The sequence below is a fragment of the Zoogloea sp. genome (assembly GCF_041911615.1).
Lineage (GTDB): Bacteria > Pseudomonadota > Gammaproteobacteria > Burkholderiales > Rhodocyclaceae > Zoogloea.
Genome location: NZ_JAYROR010000040.1, coordinates 34,919 through 48,499 on the forward strand (window position 1 = coordinate 34,919; position 13,581 = coordinate 48,499).

14 protein-coding genes are annotated in these 13,581 nt (G+C 72.2%); 9 read left to right on the forward strand and 5 right to left on the reverse strand.

The window, feature by feature from the left end; genetic code table 11:
• Positions 1–4 precede the first annotated feature (4 nt).
• The 9 genes from ACE3P2_RS04860 to ACE3P2_RS04900 are packed head-to-tail and all read left to right on the forward strand — an operon-like array spanning position 5 to position 8,498.
• Complete coding sequence (locus ACE3P2_RS04860) at positions 5–679, forward strand: precorrin-8X methylmutase (RefSeq protein ID WP_374261657.1); 675 nt, start codon at positions 5–7, stop codon at positions 677–679.
• Between the two features lie 8 nt (positions 680–687).
• A complete protein-coding gene (locus ACE3P2_RS04865) occupies positions 688–1,839 on the forward strand; it encodes a cobalt-precorrin-5B (C(1))-methyltransferase (RefSeq protein WP_374261658.1) in 1,152 nt (383 codons plus the stop codon).
• Positions 1,826–3,115: a precorrin-6y C5,15-methyltransferase (decarboxylating) subunit CbiE gene (cbiE, locus tag ACE3P2_RS04870; protein WP_374261660.1), complete on the forward strand. Its 1,290-nt coding sequence runs from the start codon at positions 1,826–1,828 to the stop codon at positions 3,113–3,115. Before ACE3P2_RS04865 ends, cbiE begins: the two co-directional genes overlap by 14 nt.
• The gene (cobI, locus tag ACE3P2_RS04875; protein WP_374261662.1) at positions 3,112–3,891 is read left to right on the forward strand and encodes a precorrin-2 C(20)-methyltransferase; all 780 of its coding nucleotides are present in this window, start codon (positions 3,112–3,114) and stop codon (positions 3,889–3,891) included. The genes cbiE and cobI overlap by 4 nt, the downstream gene beginning before the upstream one ends.
• 43 nt (positions 3,892–3,934) lie before the next feature.
• Positions 3,935–4,705 carry a cobalamin biosynthesis central domain-containing protein gene (locus ACE3P2_RS04880; RefSeq protein WP_374261664.1) on the forward strand — a complete coding sequence of 257 codons (771 nt, stop codon included), beginning with the start codon at positions 3,935–3,937 and terminating at the stop codon, positions 4,703–4,705.
• A complete protein-coding gene (locus tag ACE3P2_RS04885; RefSeq protein ID WP_374261666.1) occupies positions 4,702–5,103 on the forward strand; it encodes a cobalamin biosynthesis protein in 402 nt (133 codons plus the stop codon). The genes ACE3P2_RS04880 and ACE3P2_RS04885 overlap by 4 nt, the downstream gene beginning before the upstream one ends.
• Positions 5,100–6,062, forward strand: a complete 963-nt coding sequence (gene cobJ, locus ACE3P2_RS04890) for a precorrin-3B C(17)-methyltransferase (protein WP_374261668.1) — start codon at positions 5,100–5,102, stop codon at positions 6,060–6,062. The genes ACE3P2_RS04885 and cobJ overlap by 4 nt, the downstream gene beginning before the upstream one ends.
• Positions 6,059–6,409, forward strand: a complete 351-nt coding sequence (locus ACE3P2_RS04895) for a ferredoxin (RefSeq protein ID WP_374261670.1) — start codon at positions 6,059–6,061, stop codon at positions 6,407–6,409. The genes cobJ and ACE3P2_RS04895 overlap by 4 nt, the downstream gene beginning before the upstream one ends.
• A gap of 4 nt (positions 6,410–6,413) precedes the next feature.
• Positions 6,414–8,498, forward strand: coding sequence for a TonB-dependent receptor (locus tag ACE3P2_RS04900; RefSeq protein ID WP_374261672.1), 2,085 nt, complete (start codon positions 6,414–6,416; stop codon positions 8,496–8,498).
• Positions 8,499–8,525: 27 nt separating this feature from the next.
• Here ACE3P2_RS04900 and ACE3P2_RS04905 read toward each other — a convergent pair whose 3' ends face one another.
• The 5 genes from ACE3P2_RS04905 to ACE3P2_RS04925 are packed head-to-tail and all read right to left on the reverse strand — an operon-like array spanning position 8,526 to position 13,222.
• Complete coding sequence (locus tag ACE3P2_RS04905; protein ID WP_374261674.1) at positions 8,526–9,374, reverse strand: amidohydrolase family protein; 849 nt, start codon at positions 9,372–9,374, stop codon at positions 8,526–8,528.
• Positions 9,371–10,519, reverse strand: a complete 1,149-nt coding sequence (gene ssuD, locus ACE3P2_RS04910; RefSeq protein ID WP_374261676.1) for an FMNH2-dependent alkanesulfonate monooxygenase — start codon at positions 10,517–10,519, stop codon at positions 9,371–9,373. Before ssuD ends, ACE3P2_RS04905 begins: the two co-directional genes overlap by 4 nt.
• A 45-nt stretch (positions 10,520–10,564) precedes the next feature.
• On the reverse strand, positions 10,565–11,383 hold the full coding sequence (locus ACE3P2_RS04915) for an ABC transporter ATP-binding protein (RefSeq protein ID WP_374261678.1): 819 nt from the start codon (positions 11,381–11,383) through the stop codon (positions 10,565–10,567).
• Positions 11,384–11,394: 11 nt separating this feature from the next.
• Complete coding sequence (locus ACE3P2_RS04920) at positions 11,395–12,237, reverse strand: ABC transporter permease (protein WP_374261680.1); 843 nt, start codon at positions 12,235–12,237, stop codon at positions 11,395–11,397.
• 13 nt (positions 12,238–12,250) lie between these two features.
• Complete coding sequence (locus tag ACE3P2_RS04925; protein ID WP_374261682.1) at positions 12,251–13,222, reverse strand: aliphatic sulfonate ABC transporter substrate-binding protein; 972 nt, start codon at positions 13,220–13,222, stop codon at positions 12,251–12,253.
• Positions 13,223–13,581: the final 359 nt, after the last annotated feature.

The following is a 13,581-nucleotide window of genomic DNA, read 5'->3' on the forward strand; positions in this document are numbered from 1 at the left end:
CGTCATGCACGCCAACACCGTCACCGAGCAGCTCACCGCCGCCGGCCGCGCCATCGAGCACGACTCCTTCGCCATCATCGACGCCGAGGCCGGCCCCCACGCCTACGCCCCCGACGAATGGCCGCTGGTGCGCCGCATGATCCACGCCAACGCCGACTTCGAGTTCAACGGCCTCACCGCCTTCCACCCCCGCGCGATGCAGGCCGGCCTCGCCCGCATCCTGGCTGGCGGCACCCCGCTGGTGGCCGACGTGGAAATGATCTGCGTGGGCCTCTCGCGGCCGCGCCTCGCGCACTTCGGCATCGCCACCCACCAGTTCATCTCCGACCCGGACGTGATCGACGCCGCCCGCCGCGACGACACCACCCGCGCCGTGCAGGCCATGCGCAAGGCCCACCGGCTGGGCCTGCTCGATGGCGCCATCGTCGGCATCGGCAACGCCCCCACCGCGCTGATCGAGGTGGTTCGCCTGATCCGCGACGAGGGTGTGCGCCCGGCGCTGGTCGTCGGCATGCCGGTCGGCTTCGTCTCGGCAGCGGAATCCAAGGACCTGCTGATGGCCTTGGACGAGGTGCCGTGGGTCGCCATCCGCGGCCGCAAGGGCGGCTCAACGCTGGTCGTCGCCGCCGTGCACGCCCTCCTCGGCCTCGCCGAGGCCCACCAGCGCGACGCCGCCTGAGGCACCCCATGGCAGCAGGCCACGCCCTCCCCGAAAAAGTCCGCAAGGGCGACCCCAAGCGCGATCGCGGCAGCCGCACGGGCTTTTCCACCGGCGCCAACGCCGCCGCCGCCGCGGCCGCCGCCACGCTGGGCCTCGTCCACGGCCGGGTGCCCGAGTTCGTCGACTGCGTGCTGCCCAACACCCAGCGAGTCCGCTTCACGATCACCGACGGCTGGACCGACGGCCGGCGCGCCCGCGCCGTCAGCATCAAGGACGCCGGCGACGACCCGGACGCCACCAACGGCGCCCACCTCACCGCCTACGTCGAGCGCCAGCCCGGCGGCGGCGGCGAGATCGTGCTGCGCGGCGGGCCGGGGGTCGGCATCGTCACCAAGCCGGGGCTCGGTCTCGACGTCGGCGGCCCGGCGATCAATCCGGTGCCGCGCCGGAGCATCACCGAAAACGTGCGCAGCGTCGGCAGCCCCATCCTCGAAGCCGGCGACGGCCTCGCCGTCACCATCTCGGTGCCCGGCGGCGACGAGATGGCCAAGAAAACCCTCAACGCCCGCCTCGGCATCCTCGGCGGCATCTCCATCCTCGGCACCACCGGCATCGTGCGCCCCTACTCCACCGCCGCCTTCCGGGCCAGCGTGGTGCAGGCGGTGGACGTGGCCGCCAACCAGGGCCAGACCAGCGTGGTGTTCACCACCGGCGGGCGCACCGAAAAATGCGCGATGCGCTGCTTCCCCGAGCTCGACGAAGCCTGCTTCGTGCAGATGGGCGACTTCGTCAAGGCCGCCTTCCAGACCGCGGTGAAGCAGCAGATGCAGCACATCGTTGTCGGCGCGATGGTCGGAAAGCTCACCAAGATCGCCCAAGGGCTGTCGGTCACCCACGCCTGGCGCGAGGAGGTGGACCGCGAACTGATCGCCGCCGCCGCAGCCGAGGTGGGCGCGCCGCCCGATCTGGTGGACGAGATCCGCGCCGCCGAAACCGCCCGCTTCGCCGCCGAACGCCTCGCCGAACTCGACCTCACCGTCGCCTTTCACCGGGCCCTGGCCGAGCGCGCCATCCGCAGCCTGCGCGCCCGCTACCCCGGCCCCCACCGCCTCACCGTGCTCGCCTGCAATTTCGAGGGCGTGCCCATCGTCACCGTGGAAGAACATGAACTCGCCTGAACCCTGCCGACTCATCGGCATCCTCGACGACGGCTGGGCCGGCCTGGGCGAACTTGCCCGCGCCCGCCTCGCCGGCTGCGACCTGGTCATCGGCGCCCGCCGCACGCTGGAGCTCGTTGCCCCCCACCTTCCCTCCCGGGTGGAACAACGGGCGATGGACGGCCTCCTCGGCCGTGTCCCGGAATGGGTCCGTGCGGCGCGCGGCGCCGGCCAATCCTGCGCCGTGCTCGCCACCGGCGATCCGCTGTGCCACGGCATCGGCGGCTTCCTCGCCGGCAAGCTCGGGGCGGACGCCATCGACGTGCTCCCCGCCCCCTCCACGCTGCAGCTCGCCTTCGCCCGCCTCAAGCTGAGCTGGCAGGGCGCGCGCATCGTCTCGGTGCACGGGCGCGACAGCGGTGAATGGTTCGACGGCGCACCGCCCGAACACGGCCTCTACCCGCTCCTGCGCGCCGCCGCCGGGCCGGCGCCGATCGGCGCCTTCACCAGCCCCGCCAACAGCCCCGACCGCATCGCCCGGGCGCTGGTCGCGGCGGGCCACGGGGACGACTTCCGTCTCTCGGTCGCCGCCCGCCTGGGCCTGCCCGACGAACGCCTCGACACCGCCCTGGCCCTGACCAACGCCGCCGGGATGCACTTCGCCGACCCCAACATCGTCGTGCTCGAACGCATCGCCCCGCCGGACACCCACGCGATCTTCGGCTTCGACGACGCCGACTACATCCAGCGCGCCCCCGAGAAGGGCCTCATCACCAAGCAGGAGGCCCGCGCCCTGTCGCTGGCGCGGCTCGGCCTGCGGCCCGACAGCCTGGTGTGGGACATCGGCGCCGGCGCCGGCTCGGTGGGCCTCGAAGCCGCCCGCCTCGCCCACGCCGGCCACGTCTGGGCCATCGAGAAGAACCCCGGCGACGCCGCCAACGCCCGCACCAACGCCCACCGCCTCAAGGCCACCAACTACACCCTGGTCGAGGGCAAGGCGCCCGACGGCCTCGACGCCTGGCCCGACCCCGACGCGGTGTTCGTCGGCGGGTCGGGCGGCGAGCTGGCCGCGCTGATCCGCCTCGTCCTCGCCCGACTGCGCCCCGGCGGCCGGCTGGTGATGAACTTCGTGACCCTCGAAAACCTCGCCACCGCCACCGCCACCCTCGCCGAGGCCGGCGCCGCCTGGGACGTGATCCAGCTCCAGGCCTCCCGCAGCCAGCCCATCCTCGACATGCACCGCCTCGCCGCCCACAACCCGGTGTGGATCGTCTCCACTCGCAAGGACGCCCCATGACTGCACCCACCTGTGGCCGCCTGATCGGCGCCTCCCTCGGCCCCGGCGATCCGGCGCTCATCACGCGCCGCGCCTGGGCCTGCCTCAACGGCGACGCCCGCTGGCTCTACCCGGTCAAGAAGGCCGAGGAATCTTCCTACGCCCTCGGCATCGTCGAGCGCGGCGGCCTCGCCATCCCCGCCGACGCCGAAGCCCTGGTCTTCCCGATGACCCGCGACCCGGTCGCCCTCGCCAAGGCCTGGGCCCGCGCCGCCGAACGCACCGTCGCGCTGCTGCGCGAAGGGCGCGACCTGGTCTTCCTCGTCGAGGGCGACGCCTCCACCTTCTCCACCTTCGGCCACCTCGCCCGGGTGGTGCGCGAGCTCGCCCCCGAGGTGGAGGTGGAGACCATCCCCGGCGTGTCGTCCTTCGCCGCCGCCGCGGCCGGCACCGGGCTCACCCTGGCCGAAGAGGACGAGACCTTCGCGGTGATCCCCGCCGCCTACGGCGTGCCGGTGATCGAGCGCCTCCTCGACGAGTTCGACACCCTGGTGCTGCTCAAGGTCAAGCCGCTGCTCGACGAGGTGCTGGCGCTGCTCGAGCGGCGCGGCCTCACCGCCACCAGCTGCTTCGTCGAAAAAGTCGGCGCGCCGGACGAGCGCATCGTCCGCGACGTGGCCTGCCTCGCCGGAGAAAAGGTCAACTACCTTTCCCTATTGCTCGTCCAGAACCCCAAACGGGCCCGTGGCGAGCTGCGCCGCGGCTGCCGCAAGCGCGCCGAACCCAGCGCCGCCTGACGCCCCGGCCCGCCCCTTCCACCGCTTCGCCACGATTTTCGCCATGACCCAGCACCTGCCCTTCCCCAACGCGCGCATCGCCGTCGTCTCGATCACCCGCCACGGCATCGCGCTCGCCGGCCACGTGATCGCCTCGCTGCCCGGCGCCCGCCTGTTCGCCCCCGAGAAGTTCGCCGCCGAGGCCGAAGCCGCCGCGCCCGGCGCCGCCAGCTGCTACGCCGGCAAGACCGCCGAGCAGATCCCGATCCTGTTCTCCAACTTCGACGGCATCGTCGCCATCGTGTCCCTCGGCGCGATGGTGCGGCTGGTCGCGCCCTACCTGGTGCGCAAGGAATCCGACCCCGGCGTGGTCGTCATCGACGAAGCCGGGCGCTTCGTGATCCCGATGCTCTCCGGCCACCTGGGCGGCGCCAACGCCCTGGCCGGCATGCTGGCCCAGGCGCTCGACGCCACGCCGGTGCTCACCACCGCCTCCGACGCCCGCCAGACCCTCGCCGTCGATCTGCTCGGCCGCGAGCTGGGCTGGACCTTCGATGCCAGCCACGACGAGATCGTCCGCGCCAGCGCCGCGATGGTGAACGACGAGCCGGTGGCCTTCGTCCAGGAAGCCGGCAGCCCCGACTGGTGGCCCCGCCACGCCAACGGCCGCAACGGCCCGCTGCCCGCCAACCTGCACCGCTTCGCCCGCCTCGAGGACGTGGAACCCGAGCGCTTCGGCGCCGTGCTGTGGGTCAGCCACCGCGCGCTGCCCGCCGCGCTGGCGCCCGCCCTGGCCGGCAAGCGCGTCATCTACCGTCCGCCGGTGGCGCCATGAACCGCCCGATCGCCCTGGGCCTCGGCTGCGACCGCGGCACCCCCGCCGCCACCCTGGTGTGGGCGGTGGTGGATGCGCTGGCCAGCTGCGGCGCGCGCCTCGGCGACGTGAGCGCGGTGGCCAGCATCGACCTCAAGGCCGACGAGGCCGGCCTTGCCGAGCTGGCCCGCTGGCAGGGCTGGACGATCCGCTTCTATCCGGCCGCCGAGCTGGCCGCGGTGCCGGTGCCGCACCCGTCGGAAACCGTGCGCAAGTACACCGGCACGCCGTCGGTATCCGAGGCCGCCGCCCTGCTCGCCGCCGGCGCCGGCATGGACCACCTGCTCGTCGAAAAACACAAATACCGCGGCCCCGACGGCCGCAACGCCACCGTTTCCATCGCGAGGATTCCCCAATGAGCGACACCCCCGCCACGCCCGCCACCGGCAAGATCATGCTGGTCGGCCTCGGCCCCGGCAGCCACGACCACCTCACCGCCCGCGCCCGCGCCGCCATCGCCGAGGCCGACACGGTGATCGGCTACGTCACCTACATCCGCCTGGTGGCCGACCTGGTCGAGGGCAAGGAGGTCATCAAGAAATCGATGACCGAGGAGCTCGACCGCGCCATCGAAGCCTTCGAGCGCGCCCGCGCGGGCAAGAAGGTGGCGCTGATCTCGTCCGGCGACGCCGGCGTCTATGGCATGGCCGGGCCCACCTTCGAGGTGCTGTTCCAGGCCGGATGGACGCCCGACAGCGGCATCGATGTGGAAATCATCCCCGGCGCCTCGGCGCTCAACACCTGCGCCGCGCTGGTGGGCGCGCCGCTCACCCACGACTTCTGCGCCATCAGCCTGTCGGACCTGCTGACCCCGTGGCCGACCATCGCCCGACGGCTCGACGCGGTGGCCGCCGCGGATTTCGTAGTCGCGCTGTACAACCCCAAGAGCGGCCGCCGCACGCGCCAGATCGTCGAGGCGCGGCGCCTGTTCCTGCGCCACCGCCGCCCGGACACCCCGGTGGCCATCGTCAAGTCGGCCTACCGGCCCAAGCAGCGCATCGAGTTCACCACCCTCGAGAAGATGACCGACTGCGACATCGGCATGTTGTCGACCGTGCTCATCGGCAACTCCAACACCTTCGTGCGCCACGGGCTGATGGTCACGCCGCGGGGCTACGCCAACAAGTACGAGGTGGACAGCGGCGCCACCCGCGCCGGCGAGCAGGCCGGGCGCTCCCTCTCCAGCGGCCTCGACGGCTGGCTCGCCGGCCTGCACGCCAGCGGCCTCGGCGCCGCCGAGCTGGCCGCCCGGCACCGCCTGCCCGAGGACTACATCGCCGCCCTGCTGGCTGAACCGGTCACGGAGGCCGACACATGAGCGACGTCGTCAAACCGAAGATCGGCGGCTACCGCCGTCACCTGCTGGTGTGCACCGGCCCACGCTGCACCGCCGACGGCCAGGCCCAGGCGCTGTTCGACAGCCTCGGCGCCAAGTTCAAGGCCGCCGGGCTCGACGCCGGCGCGCTGCGCGTCAAGCGCACCCGCGCCGCCTGCTTCGCCGCCTGCAAGGGCGGGCCGATCCTCTGCGTGCAGCCCGACGGCACCTGGTACTACGGCGTCACCGATGCCGTGATGGACCGCATCGTCGCCGAGCACCTGGTCGGCGGCCGCCCGGTGGACGCCCACGTCTTCCACCAGGCCGACGACGCCCCCAGCGGAGACTGAGCCCATGCCCCCTCGCGTTTCCCTCGCGCTGCTCGCCGCGGCGCTGCCCGCGCTCGCCCCTGCGGCGGGCGTGCCCACCCTGCAGGAAGTCACCGTCAATGCCGGCGGTCAGGGCGAGATCGGCCTCGCCGACTCGGCCACCGAAGGCACGGTCACCGCCCGCCAGCTCGCCAACCGGCCGCTGCTGCGGCCCGCCGAAGTCATGGAGACCATCCCCGGCCTGGTGGTCACCCAGCACTCCGGCGACGGCAAGGCCAACCAGTATTTCCTGCGCGGCTTCAACCTCGACCACGGCAGCGACTTCGCCACCAGCGTCATGGGCATGCCCGCCAACATGGCCAGCCACGCCCACGGCCAGGGCTACATGGACCTCAACTTCCTGATCCCCGAGCTGATCGGCGCCGTGCAATACCGCAAAGGGGTTTACAGCGCCGAGGACGGCGACTTCGCCACCGCCGGCGCGGCGCGCATCGACTACCTGCGCCAGCTCGCGGCGCCGTTTGCCGACCTGGGCATCGGACAGAACGGCTACCGCCGCGCCCTGCTGGCCGGCAGCCGCGACCTGGACGGCCTCACCCTGCTGGGCGCCCTCGAACTCGCCGGCAACGACGGCCCGTGGGACCAGCCCGAGCACCTCAAGAAGCACAACGCCGTGCTGCGCCTGTCGGAAGGCAGCGCCAGCCACGGCTTCGCCCTCACCGCCATGGCCTACGACGCCCGCTGGACCGCCACCGAGCACGTGCCCGAGCGGGCCATCGACAGCGGCGAGATCGGCCGCTACGGCGCGCTCTCCCCCAACGACGGGGGCCGCACCCACCGCTACAGCCTGTCCGGCGAATGGGCGCGGCGCGACGGCGCGGGCAGCAGCCGGGCCAGCGCCTATGTCATCGACTACGGGCTCAACTTGTTCTCGGCGCCGTCGGGTTTCATCGGCGGGCCGCAGGGCGACCAGCACGAGCAGGCCGACGCCCGCACGGTGTGGGGCGGCCAGGCCAGCCGCAGCGCGTCCGCCGGCCCGGCCCTGCGCCACACCCTGTTCACCGTCGGCGTGCAGCTGCGCCAGGACCGCATCCGCAGCGTCGGCCTGTACGCCACCGAGGACCGCCAGCGCCGCGACACCGTGCGTCAGGATCGCATCACCGAAACCGCCGCCGGCCTGTTCGTCGAGGCGCGCACCGACTGGTTGCCGTGGCTGCGCAGCACCGTCGGCCTGCGTCGGGACGCGGTGGACGCCCGCGTCACCGCCACCGGCGGCGCCTTCAACCTGGGCAACGGCGGCGAGGCCCGCGCCGGGCAGACCAGCCCCAAGCTGGGTATCGTGCTGGGGCCCTTCGAGGCACTCGGGCAGAGCGAGTTCTACGCCAACTGGGGCCACGGCTTCCACAGCAACGACGCCCGCGGCGCCACCAGCACCGCCAACCCGGTGGACGGCAGCGCGGTCGACCGCCTGCCGCTGCTGGTGCGCGCCCGCGGCAGCGAGATCGGGCTGCGGGCGATGCCCTTGCCCGGCTGGCACAGCAGCCTCGCCCTGTGGCGCATGGATCTGGCGTCGGAACTGGTCTTCGTCGGCGACGAGGGCGTGACCGAGCCCAAAGGCGCGTCGCGCCGCCACGGGCTGGAGTGGTCCAACTACTACACCGCCGCCCACGGTCTGATCGTCGACGGCGACCTGGCCCTGGCCCACGCCCGCTTCACCCACCCCAACGTCGACAACGGCGGCACCCGGGTGCCCAACGCGATCCCGCTCACCGCGTCGCTGGGCGCCACCGTCGATCCGGGCGGGCGCTGGTTTGGCGGGGTGCGCCTGCGCTATCTGGGCGCCTATCCGCTGGAAGAAACCGGGCGCGAGAAATCCACGCCCTTCCTGATGGCCAACCTCAAGCTCGGCTACCGGGTGGATGCGCGCACGCGCATCACCCTCGACGTGCTCAACCTGTTCGACCGCAAGGCCAACGACATCGAATACTGGGGCGGCGCCTGCACCCGCGGCGAAAGCGCGTCCGGCACCTGCGGCGGCGGCATCGACGGGCGCCTGGTGCATCCGCTGGAGCCGCGCACCCTGCGCCTGGGGCTGCGGGTGGCTTTCTGAGCGCCCCGGCGGCGCGGGGCGGGCGGCTCAGTCCAGCCCGAACAGCCGCGCCGCGTTGGCGTACAGCAGCTTGTCCAGCACTGCCTCCCGGAAACCCAGCCGCAGGAAGTCGTCGATGCTCTGGCGGATCGGCCGGAACGGGTAGGACGAGCCGAACAGCAGCTGATCGGCCAGAAAGCCGTTGGCCGCCTCCACGTAAGGCTGACTGCCGGCGACGAACAGGTACATGTCGGGCACCAGGTGGATGTTCTCGTAGCGGAACGCCACCCCCACCGCCTGGGCCACGTTGGGCCAGTAGCCGTGGTAGCAGACGATGGGCAGCGTCGGAAACGCCTGGGCGACCCGCGCCAGCCCGGCGGGGTCGTTGAAGCGCGGGTCCGGCGTGGTGGGGCCGCTCATCAGGAACACCGGCACCCCGAGCCGGGCGCACACCTCGTAGATCGGGAAATACGCCGGGTCGTCCGGGTGGCGCGCCGGCACGCCAAAGCCCGGCTCGATGTCGATGCCGGCGAGGCCCAGTTCGCGGATCGCCCGCTCGGCGTCGTCCACCGCCGCGTGGCCCTGCAATTGCGGGTCGACGCCGGCGATGCCGAGGAGCGAATCGTGGCCGCTGACGATGCGGTGGATCAGCTCGATGGGCAGGTGCTGGCCGGGGGTGTGGCGCCCCACCACCACCGCTTTGTCGAGCCCGGCCTCGCGCACCTCGGCGAGAAAGCCCTCCTGGGTGCGCGAGCGGGCGTAGTGCTCGTCGTCGCCCCGGGTGCCGACCCGGCGGTTGAGCCAGCGGGCGGCCTCGTTGGCGGTGGAGCCCGGCGTCGCGCCGAAGAAGTCGTGGAGGAAGGCCGGCCGGCAGCGCATGTCGATGACGCGGGTCATGCGGCCTCCTTCGCTTGCGGGGTGGCGGCCACGGTGCTGGCGTCGAAGGGGCCGCCGGTCATCACCTGGTCTTGGATCGTCACCGGCTGCTTGCCGGGCAAGAGCGGGAACACCAGCTCGGCGAAGCGGTAGGCCTCTTCGAGGTGCGGGTAGCCGGAGAGCACGAAGCTGTCCACGCCCAGGTCGGCGTATTCCTTGAGCCGCGCGGCCACCGTGCGGGCATCGCCCACCAGCGCGGTGCCGCAGCCGCCCCGGGCCAGCCCGACGCCAGCCCACAGGTTGGGGCTGACTTCGAGTTGGTCGCGGCGGCCGCCGTGCAGCGCGGCCATGCGGCGCTGGCCCTCCGAATCCATCGCCGCATAGCGGGCCTGCACCTTGGCGATGGTCTCGTCGTCGAGGCGGCTGATGAGCTTGTCGGCGGCGGCCCAGGCTTCTTTGTTGGTTTCGCGCACGATCACGTGCAGGCGCACCCCGAAGCGCACCGTGCGCCCCCGGCGGGCCGCGCGGGCGCGCACGTCGGCGATCTTCTCGGCCACCGCGGCGGGCGGCTCGCCCCAGGTGAGGTAGGCATCCACGTGCTCGGCGGCGAGTTCGTGGGCGGCCTCCGACGAGCCGCCAAAATACAGCGGCGGGTGCGGCCGCTGCACCGACGGAAAGAAGTTGCGAGCGCCCTCGACGCGGTGGTGCGCGCCGTGGAAATCGACACTTTCGCCCGCCAGCAGGCGACGCCAGATGGCCAGGAACTCGGCGGCCTCGGCGTAGCGGGCGTCGTGGTCGAGGAAGATGCCGTCGGCGGCCAGCTCGGTGGAATCGCCACCGGCCACCACGTTGAGGAGCAGCCGGCCGTGGGTCGCCTGGTCCAGGGTGGCGGCCATGCGGGCGGCGGCGGTGGGCTTGGTGAGCGCGGTGCGCAGGGCCACCAGCAGCTTGAGGCGGCGGGTCACGCCGGCGATGCGGGAGGCGGTGACCCACGGGTCGAGGCAGCCGCTGCCGGTGGGGATCAGGATGCCGTCGTAGCCCAGGGTGTCGGCGGCCACCGCGATCTGTTGCAGATATTCGCTGGTGACCGGGCGGCCGGAATTGGATTTGCCGAGGTAGCGGGTGTCGCCCGAGGTGGGCAGGAACCAGAAGATGTCGAGACTCATGACCGTGTTTTGAACAGGTGGAGGAAAGGCGTCACCGGGCGAACGTCACAGGGCGAACTGCAGCGACGCCCAGTCGATGGGTTTGAGGGGCGGCGGCGCGGCGGCCAGGTCGGGGGCGAGATCGAGCGGATCGGGCAGGCCGCCGTTGAGCAGGCCCAGCACCTCGGCCTCGACCCGCGCCAGGGCCGGGTCGCGGCGGTCCCGCGGGCGGGACAGCGGCACGCGCGCCTCGCCGACGATGCGGCCGGGGTTGCTGCCCATCACCACCACCCGGTCGCTCAGGTAGGCGGCTTCGTCGATGTCGTGGGTGACCAGCAGCAGTGTGGTGCCGTGACGGGCGGCCACCGACAGCAGCAGATCCTGCAGGCGCATCCGGGTGAAGGCGTCCACCGCACTGAACGGCTCGTCCAGGAGCAGCAGCGCCGGCTGGGTGAACAGCCCGCGGGCGATCGCCGCTCGCTGGGCCATGCCGCCGGAAAGCTGCTTGGGCCAGGCGTCGGCAAAGTCGGCCAGCCCGACCTCCTCGAGCAGCGCGCGCACCCGCGGGTGGCCGCCGCCGCCCGGCCCCAGCTCGAAGCCGACGTTGTCGGCCACGCTGAGCCAGGGCAGCAGGCGCGGCTCCTGGAAGATGAAGCCCACGTCGGGCGAGTGCAGCTGGGGCGCCGCGCCCTTCACCCGCACCTCACCGGCGTAGTCGGCGTCGAGCCCGGCGACGAGGCGCAGCAGCGTGCTCTTGCCGCAGCCGCTGGGGCCGACCAGGCTGACCGCCTCGCCGGCGTGGATGTCGAGCGCCAGGGTGTCGATGACCCGGCGCGACTGGAAACGTTTTTCGTCCACCCGCAGGCGGAGCAGGGATTGGGTCATGGCGGGCTCCTTCAATTGGCGCGGCCGTCGAACACGTCGCGCCAGCCCAGCAGGCGCCGCTCGGCCGACTGCAGCACGGTGTCGCTGAGCTTGCCGAGCAGGGCCAGCACGATGATCGCGACGATCACCAGATCGGCCCGCGCGGTCTCGCGGCCGTCGGTGAGCAGGTAGCCCAGGCCGCGGGTGGCGGCGATCAGCTCGGCGGCGACGAGGAACATCCACGCCAGCGACAGGCCGCTGCGCAGACCGGTGAACAGGTTGGGCAAGGTGGCCGGCAGGAAGATGCGCCGCACCAGCGCCCAGCCCTTGAGGCCGAAGATGCCGCCCACCTCCACCAGCTTGCGGTCCACGTTCTGGATGCCCGCGACGAAGTTGAGATAGACCGGAAAGAAGGCGCCGATGGCGATCAGGGTGATCTTCGGCGCCTCGTCGATGCCCAGCCACAGAAGCAGCAGCGGCACCCAGGCCAGCGACGGGATTGCCCGCAGGGCCTGGAAGGTCGGGTCGAGATAGGCCTCGGCCGTGCGCGACAGGCCCACCAGGGCGCCCACCGCCAGCGCCAGCCCGGCCCCGATCGCGAAGCCCGCCAGCACCCGCAGGCTGCTGATGGCGATGTGGCCGAGCAGCGCGCCGCCGGCCGCCAGATCGGCGAGGGTGTGGATCAGCTCGGAGGGCGGCGGCAGCAGGTTGGGCGCCACCCAGCCGGCCTGCACCGCCAGCTCCCACAGCACCAGCAGCGCCACCGGCAGCGCCCAGCCGCGAGCCGGAGCCGCGAAACGGGCCAGCGCCAGCGCCCGCCCCGGCCGGGGGAGCGCCGCGCCACGGGGCGCGGGCATCTCGATTGCCTTGCTCATGACCGCCCCCGCCTCACTTCACCACGGCCCTGGCAAAGCCCGGCTCGACCAGCGCGTCGATCACGCCAACGACGTTGGTGTTCTTGCGCACCAGGTCTTCCTCGACCAGGATCGGCGCGGCGGCCTTGAGGGCGGCGACGTGCTCGGCGCCCGGCACCGGGTTGCTGAAGTCGTTGCGCTTGAGCTGCAGCTTCGCCACGTCGAGGGGCAGCCTGGCCTCCTCGGCGATCAGCTCGGCGGTCTTGCCCGGGTTGGCGATGATCCACTTGCGGGCCTTCTCGTAGGCGGCAATCACCCGGCGCACGTCGTCGGGATACTGCGTCGCGAAGCGCTCGGTGGTGCTCAGGAAGCCGTAAGTGTTGAAGGCCACGTTGCGGTGCAGGATGCGCGAGCCGGCCTGCAGCTCGCTGCCCGCCATCAGCGGATCGAGGCCGGCCCAGGCGTCCACCCGGCCCTGCTCCAGCGCGGCGCGGCCGTCGGCGTGCTGCAGCGCGAGGATTTCCACGTCGCTCTTGGCGAGCCCCTCCTGGTGCAGGCTGCGCAGCAGGAACAGGAAGGGATCGGTGCCCTTGGTGGCGGCGATCTTCTTGCCCTTCAGATCCTTGAGCGACTTGATCGGCGAATCCTTCGCCACCAGCAGCGCCGTCCATTCCGGGCGCGAGAACACGTAGACGCTCTTGATCGGGTTGCCGTTGGCCTTGGAGAGCACCGCGGCGAGGCCGGCGCTGGAGCCGAAATCCACGCTGCCGCTGTTGAGGAACTCCAGCGCCCGGTTGCTGCCCTGGCTCAGCACCCACTTGATCGGCACGCCGTCGGCCTTGAACTCCTCCTCGAGCCAGCCGAAGCGCTTGAGCACCAGGCTGGGCGGCGAGTAGTAGGCGTAGTCGACGCGGATTTCCTTGGGATGGTCGGCGCCATGGGCGACGCCCGCGGCGGCCAGCAGGCCGGCCAGCGTGGCGGTGACGCGCTTGAAAAAGGCTTTCATCGGATGCGCTTTCGTCTGGATGGGAAAAATACGGGGGGCCGTCGTCCGCGCCGGCGCGGCCGGCGACAGGAGCGAACTGGCGCTGAGATCCTTCGGCGGCCGCCGGGGCGGCATGGGATGGCTTCGTCCACAGCGTTGGCAGAATTCGTGCCAGCGAAAAAAAGCCTTGAAAATCAGTGCGTCAGGCGCAAGACGCGGCGCCGGGCTGTTGCTTTCGCAGCAGCGCTGCGGGCGTCACTGCTGCGAAAGCAACAGCCCCATCCGCCCCGGCCCCGCCCGAAGCACGGCGGAGGAATCCCTGGCGCAGGGCCGCCCGGCCCGTCACGCCCCCTGCCGGTGCGCCCGCATTCGTCGGTCTT